Annotated in this window: 18 protein-coding genes; 15 read left to right on the plus strand and 3 right to left on the minus strand. The window is 70.0% G+C overall.

Annotated elements, in window-relative coordinates; all coding sequences use genetic code 11:
- The first annotated feature begins 52 nt into the window (after nt 1–52).
- The 9 genes from QOL69_RS15420 (at nt 53) to QOL69_RS15460 (ending at nt 7,671) form a co-directional block, all read left to right on the plus strand.
- Entirely contained in the window at nt 53–730 is a 678-nt protein-coding gene (locus tag QOL69_RS15420; protein WP_283403885.1) for a cyclase family protein, read from the plus strand.
- A 78-nt stretch (nt 731–808) separates the two neighbouring features.
- Nucleotides 809–1,090: a 50S ribosomal protein L44e gene (locus QOL69_RS15425; RefSeq protein ID WP_004595867.1), complete on the plus strand. Its 282-nt coding sequence runs from the start codon at nt 809–811 to the stop codon at nt 1,088–1,090.
- 2 nt (nt 1,091–1,092) lie between these two features.
- Entirely contained in the window at nt 1,093–1,266 is a 174-nt protein-coding gene (locus tag QOL69_RS15430; RefSeq protein ID WP_283403886.1) for a 30S ribosomal protein S27e, read from the plus strand.
- 18 nt (nt 1,267–1,284) lie between these two features.
- A complete protein-coding gene (locus QOL69_RS15435; protein ID WP_048077287.1) occupies nt 1,285–2,085 on the plus strand; it encodes a translation initiation factor IF-2 subunit alpha in 801 nt (266 codons plus the stop codon).
- Nucleotides 2,086–2,121: 36 nt separating this feature from the next.
- Nucleotides 2,122–2,304, plus strand: a complete 183-nt coding sequence (locus QOL69_RS15440) for an RNA-protein complex protein Nop10 (protein WP_283403887.1) — start codon at nt 2,122–2,124, stop codon at nt 2,302–2,304.
- Nucleotides 2,305–2,386: 82 nt separating this feature from the next.
- Nucleotides 2,387–3,139, plus strand: a complete 753-nt coding sequence (locus QOL69_RS15445) for a proteasome assembly chaperone family protein (protein WP_283403888.1) — start codon at nt 2,387–2,389, stop codon at nt 3,137–3,139.
- A gap of 151 nt (nt 3,140–3,290) precedes the next feature.
- Nucleotides 3,291–4,457 carry a thiolase domain-containing protein gene (locus tag QOL69_RS15450; protein ID WP_283403889.1) on the plus strand — a complete coding sequence of 389 codons (1,167 nt, stop codon included), beginning with the start codon at nt 3,291–3,293 and terminating at the stop codon, nt 4,455–4,457.
- Complete coding sequence (locus tag QOL69_RS15455) at nt 4,454–4,876, plus strand: Zn-ribbon domain-containing OB-fold protein (RefSeq protein WP_283403890.1); 423 nt, start codon at nt 4,454–4,456, stop codon at nt 4,874–4,876. Before QOL69_RS15450 ends, QOL69_RS15455 begins: the two co-directional genes overlap by 4 nt.
- An 80-nt stretch (nt 4,877–4,956) precedes the next feature.
- Complete coding sequence (locus tag QOL69_RS15460; RefSeq protein ID WP_283403891.1) at nt 4,957–7,671, plus strand: hybrid sensor histidine kinase/response regulator; 2,715 nt, start codon at nt 4,957–4,959, stop codon at nt 7,669–7,671.
- A gap of 12 nt (nt 7,672–7,683) precedes the next feature.
- Here the strand turns inward: QOL69_RS15460 and QOL69_RS15465 are convergent, their stop codons facing one another.
- Complete coding sequence (locus QOL69_RS15465) at nt 7,684–8,451, minus strand: VOC family protein (RefSeq protein ID WP_283403892.1); 768 nt, start codon at nt 8,449–8,451, stop codon at nt 7,684–7,686.
- A 183-nt stretch (nt 8,452–8,634) separates the two neighbouring features.
- On the opposite strand from QOL69_RS15465, the gene QOL69_RS15470 reads away from it, so the two are divergent.
- From QOL69_RS15470 to QOL69_RS15485, 4 genes are all read left to right on the plus strand, one after another.
- Nucleotides 8,635–9,591 carry a UbiA prenyltransferase family protein gene (locus QOL69_RS15470; RefSeq protein WP_283403893.1) on the plus strand — a complete coding sequence of 319 codons (957 nt, stop codon included), beginning with the start codon at nt 8,635–8,637 and terminating at the stop codon, nt 9,589–9,591.
- Between the two features lie 95 nt (nt 9,592–9,686).
- Nucleotides 9,687–11,462, plus strand: coding sequence for a sensor histidine kinase (locus QOL69_RS15475; protein ID WP_283403894.1), 1,776 nt, complete (start codon nt 9,687–9,689; stop codon nt 11,460–11,462).
- A 30-nt stretch (nt 11,463–11,492) separates the two neighbouring features.
- Nucleotides 11,493–11,933 carry an EamA family transporter gene (locus QOL69_RS15480; protein ID WP_048077292.1) on the plus strand — a complete coding sequence of 147 codons (441 nt, stop codon included), beginning with the start codon at nt 11,493–11,495 and terminating at the stop codon, nt 11,931–11,933.
- Between the two features lie 105 nt (nt 11,934–12,038).
- Nucleotides 12,039–13,610, plus strand: a complete 1,572-nt coding sequence (locus tag QOL69_RS15485; protein ID WP_283404254.1) for an MATE family efflux transporter — start codon at nt 12,039–12,041, stop codon at nt 13,608–13,610.
- 29 nt (nt 13,611–13,639) lie between these two features.
- Here the strand turns inward: QOL69_RS15485 and QOL69_RS15490 are convergent, their stop codons facing one another.
- Together QOL69_RS15490 and arcS are read right to left on the minus strand one after the other, a co-directional pair.
- Complete coding sequence (locus QOL69_RS15490; protein WP_283403895.1) at nt 13,640–14,233, minus strand: type IV pilin domain-containing protein; 594 nt, start codon at nt 14,231–14,233, stop codon at nt 13,640–13,642.
- A gap of 264 nt (nt 14,234–14,497) precedes the next feature.
- Complete coding sequence (arcS, locus tag QOL69_RS15495) at nt 14,498–16,330, minus strand: archaeosine synthase subunit alpha (RefSeq protein ID WP_283403896.1); 1,833 nt, start codon at nt 16,328–16,330, stop codon at nt 14,498–14,500.
- A gap of 145 nt (nt 16,331–16,475) precedes the next feature.
- Between arcS and QOL69_RS15500 the strand changes: the two genes are divergently transcribed.
- Nucleotides 16,476–17,651: a sensor histidine kinase gene (locus tag QOL69_RS15500; protein WP_283403897.1), complete on the plus strand. Its 1,176-nt coding sequence runs from the start codon at nt 16,476–16,478 to the stop codon at nt 17,649–17,651.
- Between the two features lie 95 nt (nt 17,652–17,746).
- Nucleotides 17,747–18,244: a pyridoxamine 5'-phosphate oxidase family protein gene (locus QOL69_RS15505; protein ID WP_283403898.1), complete on the plus strand. Its 498-nt coding sequence runs from the start codon at nt 17,747–17,749 to the stop codon at nt 18,242–18,244.
- Nucleotides 18,245–18,272: the final 28 nt, after the last annotated feature.

Below are 18,272 nucleotides of genomic sequence, written 5' to 3' on the forward strand. Positions count from 1 at the left end.
ACACCCGGGGTGACGGCGACCGACTTAACCCCGACGCGGTCCGACGGCCGCCGTGTTCCGTGACCTCTCGCGACCGATCGAGACTGGGATGCCGACCTACCCCGGCGACCCCGACGTGACGCTCGCGCCCGACGCGACCCACGAGGCCGACGGCTACGCGACGAGCGAACTCCGCACCGGGACGCACGCGGGGACGCACGTCGACGCGCCGCGACACACCCTTTCAGACGGGCAGGCCATCGACGAGCGGGAGGTCGGCGCGTTCGCGTTCGACGCCCGCCTCGTCGACCTCCGGCCGCTGGATCCGCGAGAGGCCGTCGGTCCCGACGCGCTGCCCGAGCTGTGCGTGCTCGACGACAACGTCGACCTCCTCCTCGTTCGGACCGGGTGGGCGTCACGCTGGGGGTCGGAACGGTACCGCGACCACCCGTACCTGACCGCGGCGGCGACCGAGCGCTGCCGGGAGGCGGGCGTCGGCGTCGGGCTCGACACGTTCGGGCCGGACCCGACCCCGACCGGCGGTGGAGACGGCGAATCGACCGAGATCGACAGCGACGAACCCGACGGCACTCCCGCACACGATGTCCTGCTCGGCGGCTCGCTCCCGATAGTCGAGAACCTCTGTAGACTCGACGGGCTCCCCGAGCGGTTCCGCCTGTACGCCTTCCCGCTCCGGCTGCGCGGGGGCGACGGATCGCCGGTGCGCGCGGTCGCGGAGTGGGAGGAGTGAGGGACGGACGGCCTCGCGCGCGCCATACCAAACCCGTTTTAAGCGTCGGCGACGAACCGCGCCTTAAGGTCGATATCCATGGAAATGCCACGCCGCTTCAACACGTACTGCCCCCACTGTGACTCGCACCACGAGCACGAGGTGGAGAAGGTTCGATCGGGTCGCGCGACCGGAATGAAACGCGACGCTCGGCAGCGACGCCGCGCGCTCGCGACGATCGGCAACGCCGGCGGGTACTCGAAGGTGCCCGGTGGCGACAAGCCGACGAAGAAGACCCACCTGAAGTACCGCTGCGGCGACTGCGGGAAGGCCCACATGCGCGAGGGATGGCGCGCCGGCCGTCTCACGTTCCAGGAGTAAGCATGGCGGGAAACTTCCACCGCGTCGCCTGCGGCGACTGCGAGAACGAACAGGTCGTCTTCGGCAAGGCCTCCTCCACGGTGTCGTGTGCGGTCTGCGGCACGACCCTCGCGACCCCCACCGGCGGAGAGGCCACGCTCCACGGCGAAATCGTCGAAACCGTTGAGGCGCGGTAACAGCCTCACCGCTCCGTCATGAAGTACAGCGGCTGGCCCGAACCCGGCGAGTTGGTGGTCGGCGACGTCGACGAGATCGCGGACTTCGGCGTGTTCGTCGACCTCGACGAGTACGAGGACAAGCGCGGCCTCTGTCACATCAGCGAGGTCGCCTCCGGCTGGATCAAGAACGTCCGCGACCACGTCCGCGAGGGACAGACGGTCGTCGCGAAGGTGCTGGAGGTCGACGAGTCGTCGAGCCAGATCGACCTGTCGATCAAAGACGTCAACGAGCACCAGCGCAAGGAGACGATCCAAGACTGGAAGAACTCGCAGAAGGCCGACAACTGGATGGAGATCGCGCTCGGCGAGGACGTCGACGACGACCGCTACACCGCGGTCGCCAACGCCCTCCTCGTCGAGTACGAGAGCCTCTACGACGCCTTCGAGGCGGCCGCGATCAGCGGCGACGAGGCCCTCGAAGACGTCGACGTCGACGACGACACCGTCGACGCGATCGTCACGGCGGCCCGCGACAACGTCTCCGTTCCGTACGTCGACGTGACGGGATACGTCGACCTCGAATCGGCGGCCCCCGACGGCGTCGACGATGTCCGCGACGCGCTCGCCGCCGCCGAGGGGAACGGCGAGATCCCGGACGGCGTCGAACTCGACGTCGGCTACGTGGGCTCGCCCGAGTACCGGATCAAGGTCCGCGCGCCGAACTACAAGACGGCGGAGTCACAGCTCGAAGCCGCCGCCGAGCGCGCCCGCGAGTCGATCGAAGCCGCCGGCGGCATCGGCGGGTTCCACCGCGAGCGACGCGAAGACGACGAGTAACCGCGAGCGGCGCGACGCCGCGACGCCTTTTCACCCGTGAAATCAGATATCCGCGTCTGCGCGAACTGGGAGGCCGTTCACGACCGACCGGTGTACGCGCTCGGCAACCGCTGCCCGAAGTGCGACGGTCCGACCGAGAACAGCGCGCCGGCCCCGTTCGGACCGGAGGACCCGTACGGCGAGTACCGGCGGCGGGCGCGGCGACGCGGCTCGGAGTAGGACTCCCGCGCATCGGCTGTCGCGGACGGCGTCCGCGTGCGAATAGCCACGCTCTTGTGAGCGCCGCACGGACGGGTGCGGTATGGAGGACATCGAGATCGACGAGGTCGCGACGCCGGAACTGGACGACCCGGTGTTGATCGAGGGACTACCGGGCGTCGGCCACGTGGGGAAACTCGCCGCCGAACACCTGTTAGAGGAATTCGACGGGGAGCTGGTCCGCCGGGTGTACGCCACGGAGTTCCCGCCGCAGGTGAGCGTCGACGACGAGGGGGTCGCGGAGCTGACCTGCGCCGAGTTCCACGCCGTCGAGACCGACGGTGCCGACCTGCTCGTGTTGACCGGCGACCACCAGGCCGGGTCGAACGCGGGTCACTACCGGCTCACCTCGACGTTCCTCGACATCGCGGAGGAGTTCGGCTCCGAGCGGGCGTTCGCGCTCGGGGGCGTCCCCACCGGCGAACTCGTCGAGGAGTACACGGTCCTCGGGGCGGTCTCGGACGCCGCCCTCGTCGACGACTTGGAGGACGCGGGCGTGGAGTTCCGCGCGGACGAGCCGGCCGGCGGCATTGTCGGCGTCTCTGGGCTCGTCTTAGGGCTCGGCGGCCGCCGCGGGTTCGACGCCGCCTGCCTGATGGGCGAGACGAGCGGCTACCTGGTCGACCCGAAGAGCGCGCGGGCCGTGCTGGAGACGCTGGAGGCCGTCCTCGACTTCTCGGTCGACTACGAGAGCCTGGAGGACCGCGCCGAGGAGATGGAGGAGGTCGTCGGAAAGATCCAGGAGATGCAGGAGGGCCCGGCGGTGCCGGACGACGACCTGCGGTACATCGGCTGAACGGGCTCGGTCGACGACTTCGTTCCGTTCTCTTCGCTCGTTCGCTCCCGCTCGGTGATCGGAACCTCGCTCGACGACCGGGACCCCCGCTCGACGACCGGAACCCCCGCTTCCGGCAGAGCTAAATCGGATCGTCGATCATCGTTCGTGTATGACTGACGTACGCGTCGCCGGGGTCGGACTCACGCGCTTCGGAGAGCATCCCGACCGGAGCGGCCGCGACCTGTTCGGCGAGGCCGCGCTGCGGGCGTTCGAGGACGCAGATGTCGACAGGTCGGACGTCGAGGAGCTGAACTACGGGAACTTCATGGGCGCGCTCGCGGAGCATCAGGGCCATCAGGCACCGCTGATGGCCGAGGCCGCGGGGGTCCGGTGTCCGGCGACGCGCTACGAGTCGGCGTGCGCGTCGGCCGGCGTCGCGGTTCGCGAGGCGGTGCGGACGGTGGCGGCGGGCGACGCCGACGTCGTCCTCGCGGGCGGGATGGAGCGCATGACGAACCTCCCGACCGACGAGGTGACGGAGGGGCTCGCCATCGCGGCCGACGACCTCTTCGAGGTCCGGGCGGGCGTGACGTTTCCCGGCGCGTACGCGCTGATGGCGAACGCCTACTTCGAGGCGTACGGCGGGAGCCGCGAGGACCTCGCGCACGTCGCGGCGAAGAACCACGCGAACGCCGTGCCGAACGAGTACGCCCAGTACCGCGAGGAGATATCCGTCGACGAGGCGATGGACGCGCCGCCGGTCGCCGAGCCGCTCCACCTCTACGACGCCTGTCCGATCACCGACGGCGCGAGCGCGCTCGTGTTAGTCTCCGAGGAGTACGCGGCGGAACACGACCTCGACGCGTCGGTCGCGGTGACGGGCACGGGACAGGGGACCGACCGGATGGCGCTCGGCGACCGGGAACACCTCGCGCGGACGCCCGCCGCCGACGACGCGGCCGACGCGGCCTACGCCGACGCCGGAATCGACGCCGGCGCGGTCGACGTCGCGGAGGTCCACGACTGCTTCACGGTCGCCGAGGTGCTGGCGCTGGAGTCGCTCGGCCTCTTCGAGCCGGGCGAGGGGATCTCCGCCGCCCGCGAGGGGATCACGACCGCCGACGGCGACCTCCCGGTGAACCTCTCCGGCGGGCTGAAGGCGAAGGGCCACCCGGTCGGCGCGACCGGCGGCTCGCAGATCGCGGAGCTGACGCGGCTCCTCCGGGGCGACCACCCCAACAGCGGACACGTCCCCGACGCCGAGGTCGGCGTCGCGCACAACGCCGGCGGCACGGTCGCCAGCGCGGTCGTCCACGTGCTGGAGGTGGCGGAATGAGCGACGAGGACGGGTCGGCGGACGCGGCCTCGACGGACCGCGAGTACGCCGAGTGGCTCGACGCGCTGGCCGACGGCGACGGGTTCGCGCTCGCCTGTCCGGACGGCCACGGGTCGCTCCCGCCGCGGCGGGTGTGTCCCGAGTGCGGCACCGCCGACCTCTCTCGGGAGTCGCTCGACGGGACGGGGACCGTCGAGACGTACAGCGTCGTCCACGTCCCGTCGCCGCGCTTCGCCGACGACGCCCCGTACGCGACCGCCGTGGTCGACTTCGGTCCGACACGGCTGACGGGCGTCTACCGCGAGGGGGGCGACGCCGCCCCGGACCCCGCGATCGGCGATCGGGTGACGGTCGACGTGGGCGAGCGCGTCACCGACGGCGAGCGGCTCGTCGTCTTCCGCCCCGCGAACGAGGAGTAACCGACACGAGCGGTCGATCGAGAGGGACGGTCCGACACGCGACCAAACTGTTATAATACCGTCATGGGTACGTGAGACGTATGTCCGACCGCATCTCGGTCCTCCTCGTCGACGACGATCCGGACCTCCTCGCGGTCACGGCCTCGTACCTCGAACGCGAGGCCGACCGGATCGCGATCGAGACCGCGGGGAACGCGGCGACGGGGCTGGAGGCGCTCGACGAGTTCGACGTCGAGTGCGTGGTCTCCGACTACGAGATGCCCGGCCGAGACGGACTCGAGTTCCTCCAAGCGGTCCGCGAGCGCGACCCCGAACTCCCCTTTATCCTCCACACGGGAAGGGGATCCGAGGAGATCGCGAGCGAGGCCATCTCCGCCGGCGTGACCGACTACATCCAGAAGCGCGGCGGGACCGAGCGGTACGAGCGACTGGCGAACCGGATCGTCGAGGCGGTCGAGAAGCGCCGCGCCGAGCGGGACGCCGACCGGATGCGACGGCAGTTGGCGGCGATCACCGACCACTCGCGGGACGCAATACTCACCGTCGACGACGACAGCACGGTGCGGTTCGCGAACCCGGCCGTCGAGCGGCTGCTCGGATACGCGCCCGAGGAGCTCGTCGGCGGACCGCTAACGAGGCTGATGCCGGATCGAATGCGCGACCTCCACGAGGAGGCGATGGCCCGGTACGTCGAGACCGGCGAGTCGACGATGGACTGGACCGCGGTCGAGTTCCCGGGCCGACACCGAGACGGCCGCGAGGTTCCCCTCTCCATCTCGTTCGGAGAGTTCGAGCAGGACGGCGAACACAGGTTCGTGGGGATCCTCCGGGACGTGACCGAGCGCGAGCGACACCGCGCGTTCGTCGAGCACTCCAGCGACATCGTCGCGGCGTTAGATGCCAACGGAACGTTCCAGTACGTGAGCCCGTCCGTCGAGCGGATCTTGGGACACGACCCGGAGGAGATGATAGGCGAGAACGCGTTCTCGTACGTCCATTCCGACGACCGGGAGGCCGTCTTCGGGCTGTTCGAAGAGACCCTGGACAGTGAGTCCCCGACGAGCCCGATCGAGTACCGGCTCCGGTGTGCCGACGGCGGCTATCGCTGGGTCGAGTCCGTCGGGAACAGCCGGCTCGATGACCGCGCCGTCGGGCGGTACGTGGTCAACACCCGCGACGTCTCCGATCGCAAGGAGCGCGAGCGGACCCTGGCGCGGCTCCGCGAGTGGACGCGAGAGCTCAACTACGCCCGGACCGCGGAGGAGGCGGCGGAGCTAGCGGTCGACGCGGTCGACGACTTAGTCGACGCCGGGCTGAGCGGGATCCACCTGCGCAGCGACGACGGTGACCGGCTCGAACCGGCCGCGCTCGGCGATTCGGTGCCCATGCTGTTCGACGAGCAGCCGACCTACGAGCGGAACGCGCCCCCGGAGACGCGGGCCGCCCTCGCGTGGGAGGCGTTCCGCGGGGACGAGTCGGTCGTCATCGACGAGGTCTCGGCGTATGAGCCGTTATCGGAGGAGACGCCGGCCGAGAGCCTCGTGTTGCGGCCGATCGGCGACCACGGACTGTTCGTCATCTCCGCGCCGACGGCCGACGAGTTCACCGACACAGATGTCCTCGTCGCGGAGATCCTCTCGGAGCACTTGGAGGCCGCGCTCGACCGCGCGGAGCGGGAGCGGCGGCTGGAGCGGCTCCACGGCGCGACCCGGAGGCTCATCCGCGCGGAGTCGCGCGAGGAGATCGCCGAGCGGGCGGTCGAGGCGGCCGAAGACGTGTTGGGATTCTCGGTCGTCACCGTCCGGGTCCACGACGCGGACGCCGGGGGGCTCGTTCCGGCGGCGGTCTCGACGGCCGCGGCGGAGCTGTTACCCGAACGCGAGACGTTCACGGCCGGCGGCGGGAGCCTCAACTGGGCGGCGTTCGAGGCGGACGAGGTGCGCGTGTACGACGACATCAGGGAGATGGACGCCCTCGACGCGGACACGCCCCTCCGAAGCCTCATGATCCTGCCGATCGGCGAGTTCGGAACCCTCTCGATAGGTGAGACGGAGCCGGGCGTGTTCGACGGGACCGACGAGTTCCTCGCGCGGATCCTCGCGACCGCGGTGGAGACCGCGTTTCAGGCAGCGGAACGCACCCGCCGGCTACACGAGCGGAGCGCGGAGCTGGAGCGTCAGAACGACCGGTTAACGGAGTTCGCCAGCGTCGTCTCGCACGATCTTCGGAACCCGCTCAACGTCGCGCAGGGGCGGGTGGAGCTCGCGGCCGACGAGTGCGACTCCGAACACCTCACCGCGGCCGCCGCGGCTCACGAGCGAATGGAGGCGCTGATCTCCGACCTGCTCACCCTGGCCCGCGAGGGCGAGACGGTCAGCGAGACGGAGACCGTCCGACTCGCCGATGTCGCCGAAGGGTGTTGGGCGAACGTCGACACGTCGAACGCCGCCCTCGCCGTCGAGACCGAGCTGAGCGTCCGGGCCGACGAGAGCCGACTCAGACAGCTGTTGGAGAATCTGATGCGTAACGCCGTCGAACACGGGGGCGACGACGTGACCGTCACGGTCGGAACGCTTCCGGACGGATTCTACGTGGCGGATGACGGGCCGGGAATCCCGGAGGACGAGCGGGAGGCGGTGTTCGACGCCGGCTACTCGACCTCGGAGTCGGGGACCGGGTTCGGGCTCCGGATCGTCGAGCAGGTGGCCGACGCGCACGGGTGGTCGGTCCGCGTCGCCGAGAGCGAGGCGGGCGGCGCGCGGTTCGAGATCACCGGCGTCGAGTCCGCCGCGTGAACGGAGAGTCGATCAGTCCCGCGTGACCAGTTCGACCTCGTGGCCGTCCTGGTCCTTCGTGAACGCGTAGTTGTGGTCGCAGGACGCGGGGTCGCGGTAGTCGGGCGCTTCGCGGGTCAGCAGCGCGTCCCAGGCGTCGTCGAGGTCGTCGACGCGCACCGCGACGTGGCCCCAGCCGTCGCCCATCGTGTACTCGCGGCCGTCGTAGTTGTACGTGAGTTCGAGCTTCATCGCCTCCTCCGGGGCGTCCTCGGGCGCGACGAAGTAGTTCGAGAAGGTGTCGGCCTCCCAGCGGCCCGGGACCTCGGTGTACTCGAACTTGCGGGTCCAGTAGCCGAGCGCCTCGTCGGCGTCCTCGACGCGGACCATCGTGTGGTCGATACTCCACTTCGCGCCGTGGTCGCGCTTGACGATCTCGATCTCGTGACCGTCGGGGTCCTTCACGAACGCGTAGCGGTTCCCGCAGGACTCGGGGTCGCGGTAGTCGTCGACGCCCTCCTCGATCAGCCCGTCGTACGACTCCTGAAGCGCGTCCTCGGGGACGCGGACCGCGATGTGGCCCCACGCGTCGCCGATCTCGTAGCTGCGGCCGTCGTGGTTGTACGTGAGCTCCAAGAGCGCGCCGTCCTCGTGGACGTCCTCGGGACCGAGGAAGACGTTGGTGAACGTGTCGGCCTCCCAGCGGCCCTTCTCCTCGTAGTTCAGGTGCGTCTGGTACCAGTCGAGGCTCTCCTCTAAGTCCTCGACGCGGATCATCACGTGGTCGAAGGTTCCGTCCATACGCGACAGATTGGTCGCTCGAGTCAAAAGCGTACTGAAGCCCGAACCCGGCGCGGGACGTGGCGGCGGCTCGGCCGAGCAAATCACGGACTTCGTCGAGTTTTATTAACACTCCACGGCGTGGATAGATACCGTTCGACGACTCATTCCTCGTGTTCGTCGCCGTCGGCGACGGACGCGTTCATGCCAAACGAACCGACCAGCCCGTCGACGCCAGACGGCACGGCAGAGCAGCATCGTTCGGTACCGACCACCCGCGCGCTCCGCGGGGTCGCCGCGTTCGCGGCGGGCGCGCCGTTCACGGCGGTCGTCGCCGCCGTCGAGGTCGCCGTCGCGACGGCGGCGCTCGGCGTTCCACGGTCGACCGCGCCGGTCGCGGTGGGACTCGTCGCGTTCGCGGTGTACGCCGCGGACCACGTCGCCGACGCCGAGGGCGACGTGGGTTCGACGCCCTCGCGGGCGCGAATCGCCCTCCGCTACGGCGATCAACTGATGACGGCCGCCGCCGTGAGCTACGGGGTCGCGCTCGCGCTCGCGGTCCGCGCCGGCCCCGCGGCGCTCGCGCTCGTCTGCGTTCCGGGCGCGGTGTGGATCGGCTACGCCTCCGACTGGCTGCCGGCCCTCGGCGACCTGGCCGCGCCGCTCGGGGAGATATCCGTCCCGCGGCTGAAAGACGTCTTCCTCCTCAACTCCGCGGCGGTCGCGCTCGCGTGGGCGGTCGCCGTCGTCGCCGCCCCGCTCGCGTTTGGCGGCGTGGCGATCGAGGCCGTCGGAACGCCGACGGTCGCGCTACTCCTCGCCTACGTCGCGGTCCGGTCGTTCGTCGACGTCGAGATACCGAACGTGCGGGATATCGCCGCCGACGCCGACCGCGGCGTGTCGACGCTCCCCGTCGTCTGCGGCGTCGCGAGGACGCGTCACGTGCTGCTCGGCGTCGACGCGGTCGCCGCCGGACTGCTGGCGGCCCTCGCCGCGACCGGGACCGCGTCGCGGCCGGCCCTCGTCGCGCTCGCCGCGGGCCTCGCCGTCTCGGTGGCCGTCACCGCGCTGGCCGACCGACTTGACGGGGCGACGCTCGGCGTCGCGCCGGACAGTAGCTACCTCGTCGCGGGCACCGTTCTCCTCGTACTCGGCTGGTGAGCGCCGCGCACCCGGTTTCGCGGGCGCGTCACCCGATTTTTGGTCGAAATAATTCGACCCGATGAGTTATAAATCCAATAACCGTGGGACACGACATGACAGCGTTGAGCCCCCTCTCAATCGCGCTCCTCGTCGCCGTGACGGTCGGGCTGGCGGCGGCGATCCTCGCGTGGCGGGAGCGGCCGGAACCGGGCGCGACGTGGCTCGCCGTCCTCCTCGCGGGACAGGTCTGGTGGGCGACGTTCCTCGTCTTCGAACTCGAGGCGGCGACGCTCCCCGGGAAGGCGCTGTGGTACGACGTCCAGTGGGTCGGGGTCGTCGCGATTCCGGTCGGGTGGCTCTTCTTCGCGCTGGCGTACACCGGATACGACCGGTACGTGACACCCTTCTCCGTCTCGCTCGTGTCCGTCATCCCCGTCGCCACGGTCGCGGTCGCCGCCGCCGGCGATCCCGGGAACCTCCTCGCCGTCGACCGGGCCGTGCGCGAGACCGCCGTCGGGACGTTCCTCGACGTCGCCCCCGGACCGCTGTACTACGTCATCGCGGGCTACACCTACCTCCTCGGCGCGGTCGGGTCGGTCCCCCTGTTTCAGCTGATCCGCGACGACGCCCGGCCGTTCCGGGGACAGAGCGCGGCGCTTCTGATCGGCACCGCCGCGCCGTGGGCCGGCAGTGTCGCGTACCTCACCGGGGCGATCCCGATCCCGGGACTCGACCCCACGCCGATCGTGTTCGCGGTCTCGGGGGTGACGTACCTCTTCGCGCTGTCGCGGTTCCGCCTGCTGACGCTCGCGCCGGCCCCGCGCCGCCGCGCGCGCCAGCTCGTCTTCGAGCAGCTCCACGACCCCGTGTTCGTCGTCGGCACTGAGGACCTGCTGGTCGATCTGAACGAGAGCGCCTCCGAGACGTTCGGCATCGACCGCCAGGCGGCGATCGGCGAGCGAGCGGGCGCGGTCGTTCCCCGATACGACGCGGTGCGCGAACTCGACGACGACCGGGGGTCGCCGCGACCGATATCGTTAGTCGGACGCGACGGGCAGCGGCCGTACGAGGTGACGGTCAGGGGCGTGGTCGACGACCACGACCGCACCACCGCCAGAGTGATCGCCTTCCACGATGTCGGGGCGTACCTCGGTCAGCAGCAGCGGCTCAACGTCCTCAACCGAGTGTTCCGCCACGACGTGCGGACGGAGACCAACCTCATCTTGGGGTACGCCGAGCAGTTACGGGCGAACCCGACCGACGAGCGCGCACTCTCGATCATCGAGGAGAGCGCGGGGCGGATGCTCGAACTCAGCGAGCGCACCCGGACCGCCGGGAAGCTGTTCGACCCGACCGAGGAGGGGAAGTCGGGGCCGCTTCCGGACGTCGTCGACGAAGTCGTCGCGGACGCGCGGAGCCTCGACCCCGACGCCCGGGTCGAGACCGGTCGGATCCCGGACGTCACCGTCCCATTGGTGTTGCGTGTCGTCTTGGAGAACCTCTGTTCGAACGCGGTCCGACACAACGACGCGGAGACGCCGTGGGTGCGGATCGACGCGGCGGTCGCGGACGGGTGGGTCGAGGTCACCGTCGCCGACGACGGCCCCGGTATCGACCCGGCCGAGTACGACGTGTTGGACCGCGGAACCGAGACGCCGCTCCGGCACGGCAGCGGGATCGGCCTGTGGATCGTCAAGTGGGGCGTCGACCACCTCGGCGGCCGGATATCGTTCGCCGAGCGCGAGCCGCGGGGGACGACGGTGACGGTGTCTGTTCCAGTCGATCGGTCGGGAGCGGGCGGGAGCGACCGCGGGGAGCGAATCGCCGGATGCGACCGGACGGACGACGAATCGGGTGCGGCGGAATCGCCGTCGAACGAGGGTCGATAGGCACTTGCCGCCGGAAGGCGACCTCGTCGTATGGACGCTACGGCCACAACGTATCTCCCGTACGCGCTGCTCGCGATGGGCGCGTACGCGCTGGTCTCCCCGCTGATGCGCGTCGCCACCACCGGACCGAACGCGATCCCGAGCGACGTCGCCGTCGTCGTCTCGAACTCGCTGCTGATCGTGATGGCCGTCGGCGTGATCGCCTACACCGGACAGGGGTTCACGACGCACCTCGCCTCGCCGAAGCTGCCGCACGTGCTCGCCGCGGGCTTTTTCCTCGGCGTCGGGATCCTCGCCTTGTACCGGTCGCTCTCCTTGGGTCCCGTGAGCGTCGTGACGCCCATCTTCGCGATGTTCCTCGTCTTCTCGTCGGTGATCGGCTTCCTCTTCTTGGGCGAGTCGTTCACCCTTCGGAAGGGGCTCGGCATCGTCTTCGCCGCCGCCTCCGTCTATCTGGTCTCCGGAGCATAGCAGCGACCCGACCGCGCCGCCCCCTTCCTCGATCCGGAACCGCCTGCCGCGTGACGAAACCCCTTTAGTTGCCAGCGGAAAAGGAGCGCACCCGCCGTGTCTCGCCTGTCGAACCTCCCGAACCCCTTCCGCGCGCTCATCCTCTACATCGGGTTCGCCCTCGCTCGGGTCGGCCTGATCGACCGCCACCGCGTGGTCCGGACCACGGACCTCGCGTGGCCGCGGATCGTCACGGGGATCGCGCGGATGTCGAAGAACGCGGTCGACGTCGCGATGGTCGGCGTCGCGGTCGGCACGAGCGCCGTCGCCGGCGTCGGGTTCGCGGGCCCCTACTGGGGGCTCGCGTTCGCGTTCGGCGGCGGCGTCGCCGGCGGCACCATCGCCTTAGTCTCCCAGCGGTTCAGCGCCGAGGCGTTCGTCGAACTCGGCGACGCCGTCCGGTCGAGCGTCCTCCTCGCGGTCGCGATCACCGTCCCGGTCAGCGCGGCGTTCTGGGCGTACGCCCCGGCGTTCATCGACGTGCTGAGCAGCAACGAGCGGGCGATCGCCTACGGCGCGGACTACCTCCGGGTGGTCGGACTCGGCGTCCCGTTCGCCGCGCTCAACCTCGTCGGCAGCCGCGTGCTGGTCGGCTGCGACGACGCCTACACCGCGATGCAGGTGCGGGCGGGCGGCGCGGTCGCCAACATCGTCCTCAGCGCGCTGTTCATCTTCGGCTTCGGCTGGGGCGTCGAGGGGGCCGCGATCGGTACCGTCCTCTCGAACGTCCTCGCTGTCGGAGGGTTCACCGTCGGGCTCGTCCGCGGCAGCGCCCCGCTGATCGGGGAGTTCCCGGTCGCGATCGACCCGACCGGCTCGTATCTGAACCCCGACATGCTCCGCGACCTCGTCGAGATCGGCGTCCCCGTCGGCGCGCGCAACCTCGTGTGGACGGCCGCGGAGTTCCCCATGCTCGCCATCCTCGACGTGTTCGGCGAGAACACCGTGGCCGCGTTCGTCATCGCCCGCCGCATCTGGGGGATCATGAACACCCCCGGCTGGGGGTTCGGCCTCGCCTCCTCCAGTTTGGTCGGGCAGGAGCTCGGCGTCGAGCGCCCCGACGAGGCGGAGGCGTACGCCCGCGACATCATTCGCTTCTCGGTCGCGACGTACGCCGTCTCCGCGGTGCTGATCGCCGTCTTCGCGACCCAAATCGTCTCGCTGTTCGCTCAATCGCCGAACAGCCCGGAGATACCGATCGCTGTGAACCTCGTGTACGCGGCCTGTGCCGCGGTGATCTTTCAGGGTGTCTCCGGCGGCGCGGCCGGCCCGCTCGACGCCGCCGGCGACACGAAGATACCGTTCGCCAGCCAGTTCCTCGGCATGTTCTGCGTGTCGATCCCGCTCGCGTACGTCGGCGCGCACGACGCGACGCCGGCGATAACGGTGCCCGAAACCCTCGCGATCCCGGCGGTGGAGGTCCCGCTCGTCGGGGTCACGATTCAGGCGGCCGAGGTCCCGTTCGTCGGGTTCACGATCCCGGAGGTCGCGCTCCCCGCGATCGGCCTGTGGGGCCTGTATCTCGCGTTCATGGCCGAGACGACGATCCCGGCGCTGATCAACTACCTGCGGTTCCGCTCGGGGAAGTGGAAGAAAATAAGCGAGGCGTACCGCCCCGAGGCGACCGCGGACGACTGAGGCGAGGCGACCGATCGCGTCGCGGTGCGCTACGCAAACGTCAGCGTCTCGTCCGTGATCTCGATATCGCTGGGATCGCCGTTGAATATCCCGTACTCACCGGAGATTCCGATTCGTTCGCGGTAGAGGATCGACCCCGACGGCTCGTGTATCATCTGGAGTCGTATCCGGTCATCATCAGGGTAGTTGCCGTCGTCGCCGGCCAGTCGACACGCCACGTTGATGTCGGAGCAGGCGACGTCGTCCGGGATCGTGTCGTTGTTCTGGTTGTTGTGAACGATCGTTAGTTCAACCCGTTCGCCCGGTCGGAGCGACCTGTCGAGCGTGCCGGTGACCCGCTGATCCCCGTGGTCGAGGTGGACCACGATCTCGTCGGCGTCCACGGTTTCGCCCCCCTCGTTTGTGAGCCCGAGTTCCCAGCGGAACTTGTTGTAGTCCGGCTTCGAGGCGGGTTCCTCATCGAAGGTCAACTCAAGAGCGGCGAAAGTCGGCTTCTCGCCGAGGTCGTTTGCGACGCTGAGCGCGAACGCACCGACAACTGCCGCGAGAATAACCGTGATTGCGACGATCAGAACTACACCGACGGTCGGCGTAACGGCACGTTCGTCTTCCGGCACCTCCATTTGTAGCATGCTTATGTCACGGTTTAAATAATAATTGTGTTTCAGATTTCAGCAACGATATTCGAGCGAGTTTAAGATAGTCGATCCGCGACCACGCTCCCCGTCGAACCCGGCTCATTCGGCGTGTAAAACCAAGGGTGGATGATTTGAGTAAGCCGACAGAGGGCTGTTTGAGACAAGTATTCCTGCCGACACTGCTGAGCGCTGTGGTCCGCGCGGCCGCTGCTCCCCGTCACCGGCAGCTGACCTCCGTGCGGTCTCTAGTCACTTCTCGTCGACGTGGCGGACTTGAACGGCGACGCCGCGGGTCGACCCCGCCATCTCCGGCCCGGACATCTCGGCGCGGCCGACCGCGAACGCCTTCGGTCCCTCGATCACGACCTCGTCGCCGACGCGGATATCGTCGTCCGCGTCGACGACGCCCGGCGCGAGCACGGAGCCGTGCGGGACGAACGCGTCGATCTCGACCCGTTTGGTCGACGCGTCGCTCTCGACCCACCGCCGCGCGCCGGCGAGGGTGAAAGAGAGGGTGCCGTACTGAGGGACCATCGTCGCCAGCTGCTCGCCCGGCTCGCCCTCGCGACCGGCGTCCGGGTCCGACCCCCACACCTGGAGCTTGGGGTAGCGGCCGGTAGTGCGGATGTCCGCGCCGCTCCCCGCCTCCGATCCGCCCGACTCGTCGCCCGCGCCGCCGAACAGGTCGTCGCCCGCGCCGTCGCCGAGCAGGTAGTCGGCGAGCGCCCGGACCGTGTTGTGTTCGCGCTCCCGCTTGCTGTACGCCGGCTCGCCCTGTAGGGCGGCGTTCAGCTCGCCGAGCGACTCGTCGGTCGTCGGGTGGTCGACGCAGGTGTACTCGAAGGGGACATCGATCTCGGGGTCGGCCTCGACGCGCTCGCAGATCTCCCTATAGCCGTCCTCGGGGACGTGCGCGACGACGCGGGAGTAGTCGTTGCGCGTCAGATATCGCCGCAACACCTCCGCGACGAACTCGATCTCGTCTTCGCTCCAGTCGCCGGTGACCACGGAGTCGTAGTGCTGTGCGGGGTAGGTCGTCTCCAGTTCCTGTGGGACCACGCCGATCGGCGAGGTCATCGAGACGGTGTGGCCGCGCCACTTGATCGCGTCGTGGAACTGGCGGTGGCTCTGGGAGTCGCTGTACGGTTTCGTCGCCGAGCAGGGAACCAGAACGAGCGGCTGGTCGTCAAAGCGGTTCCGGTAGCGGCTCGTGACGCGGTCGGCGAACCGGCGGATCTCGACGCGGTCGAGCGTCTCGGCGCTCGCCGCGGTCACCTCGGCGTCGCGCATGAGCGGCGTCCGCTCCTCCAGATAGGCCCACTGGTCGTCGAACTCGCGGAACGCGGCCGTGAGCCACCCCTCGTGGCGGGCCTGCCCCTCGACGTAGTCCCGCAGGCGACCGCTCCGGATCCGCTCGCGGACCCGGCGGAGTTCGGCGCGGAGCGCGTTGACGTTGTGCTCGGCGCAGTCGGCGCGCGTGAACTCGCCTCGCGGTTTCGCGCAGGCCGGGCAGGCGCACGGCAGTTCGTCGAGGTCTTCGAGGAAATGTTCCGCGTCGGCGGTGAGGTACATCCCCTGCGTCCCCTTCGTCCGGGCGAGCGTCTCGTCGACGAGGTCGACGCCCGCGTACGCGAGGACGGCGACGTTCCGCGGCGTCGCGACGCCGGAGAGGCCGAGCGCCGTGTCCGGCGGCAGCGCCGCCTTCGCCCGAACGATCGCGTCGCGGAACGCCTCCCCGTGTCCGACGAACCCCTGCGCGTCGGAGAGGAGGTACGCGTCCGCGCCGAGGTCGCGCGCGACCTCGCTGTCGACGACCGCCGCGGTCGGGAACGCGGCGTCCGGGTGGTCGACCGCGAACGACTCGCGCACCTCGTCGCGCGTCCCGGCCGGGAACGACCGGTGGGGAAGCACCGTCAGCGCGCTCTCGTCGCCGTCGGGCGCCTCGCGGTCGCCGGCCCAGAGGCTCCCGGCGTCGTCGAGGATCGGGTCCGCGAGCGCCGGCGTGGTCACCGGTTCGGCGAGGCGGACCTCCCCGATCCGGGCCGCGCCGTCGCGCTCGTGGACCTCGAAGTAGTCGGTCATACCACCACTCGCGCGGGGACGGTCAATTCTCTTGTGTTCCGTCCGCGCCGGCCGGCGGTCGAGCCGATCCGGGCGACCGCCCCGATTCGCGAGAGCGATAGCCGCGGGCTAATCGTTTTATTTTGACCGACCATCCGCCCGGACAATGAATCAGCGGTTCGACACACGGCAGGCGGACGGGAGTCGACTGCGGGAGCTGCTCGTGACGCTCGGCGTCACCGACCCGGACTACGGTGAGGAGCGCTCCAAGGGGGGAATCATCCGCACCGCCGCGGCGCTTTTCGTCTCGCTCACCGGCTTCGCGCTCCTCGTGCCGAACGTGACCCCGCTCGTCTCGGGCGGGGAGCCGCCGATCGGCGTCGCGCTCTCGGTGCTCGGAACGGTCCTCTCGGTCGCACTCGTGGCGGTCGGGGGGATGCTGTTGCGGAGTTCGTTCACCACGCGGAACGCGGTCCGGATCGCGGTCTGGAACCTGTTCGGGGTCACCGTTCTCGGCGGGATCATGCTCGGGATCTTCCAGTACCAGGCCGCGATGGCCTCGCCGGTGACCGCGCCCGTGTTCACGATCGCGAAGGTGCTCGCGATCGGTGCCGTGGCGCACGTGATTATCGGGGTCTACGACGCCCGACGGGTTCGGGCACAGCAGCTGGCCAAAGAGCGGCGCAAGCTCTCGGTGCTCAACCGCGTGATCAGACACAACCTCCGCAACGAGACGACGGTGCTGGGCGGGCACGCCTCGCTCGTCGCCGAGGGCGTCGACGACCCCGACCTCCGCGAGTCTGCGGAGAAGGTCGCGCACAGCGCCGCGGTGATCGGCGGGTTGGCGGAGGACGCGAAGCGGCTTCAGGCCGCCTTCGAGCGTCGGCCCGGGGAGCGGACCCCGGTTGATGTCGATTCGGTCGTCGAGGACGCGGCCGACGCGGCCCGCGAGGCGGGCGCGGAGACGGTCGCGGTCGACGTCGACGCCGGTCCCGCGCTCGCGGACGACCGGCTGGCGACGGCGGTCGAGGAGCTGGCGACGAACGCGGTCGAACACGGGGCGAGCGAGGTCGCGCTGTCCGCCCGCGAGCGCGACGGCGACGTGGAAATCGCCGTCAGCGACGACGGGCCGGGGATCCACGAGTCGGAGAGCCGCGTGATAACCGGCCCGGACCCCGAGACCCAACTGGAGCACGCGAGCGGGCTTGGCCTCTGGATCGTGCGCGCGACCGCCGACGCGTTCGGCGGGTGGCTCTCGATCGAGACGACCCGCGCCGACGACGAGGGCGCGAGCGCGGACGAGACCGGGACGACGATCACGCTCGGCGTGCCGGCCGCGTGAGCGAGGATGTGGCCGGCGACGCGTCGCCGTCTCCGCCGCGACCCTCCCGCGACGCCCGCCGCAACTGTTAGGCGGAACGCGGCCGAGGGATCCGTATGGACCCGACCGGCCCGTGGGACCGTGGGCGCGTCGACGAGTTCCTCGCCGACGCCCGCGTCCCGGTCCGACTCGGCTGTCGCACGCCGACCGACCGCCCGTGGATCGTCTCGCTGTGGTTCGCGTGGGATCCGGTGGCCGGACCTCGCGGCGACGACGCAGGCGACCCCGACCGCCCGAGCGGCGCGATCCGCTGTGCGACGAGCGCGACCGCCGACCTCGTCGAGTTCGTCGAACACGACGACGAGGTCTCCTTCGACGTATCGACGAACGACCCGCCGTACAAGGGCGTCCGCGGCCGCGGCCGCGCGACGGTCGTCCCCGACGAGGACAAGCGGCTCCTGCGGTCGCTTCTGGAGAAGTACCTCGGCGGGGTCGACAACGCGACCGGCGAGCGGCTCCTGCGCCCCGAGCGCGAGGAGGTCGAGATCCGGATCGAGCCCGAGCGGCTCCACACGTGGGACTACTCGGAGCGGATGGGACCGGCGGCGGAGTAAGCCGGTCGCGGCCGCTCCGCGTCGGCCG

The sequence above is a fragment of the Halorubrum sp. DM2 genome (assembly GCF_901686465.1).
Lineage (GTDB): Archaea > Halobacteriota > Halobacteria > Halobacteriales > Haloferacaceae > Halorubrum.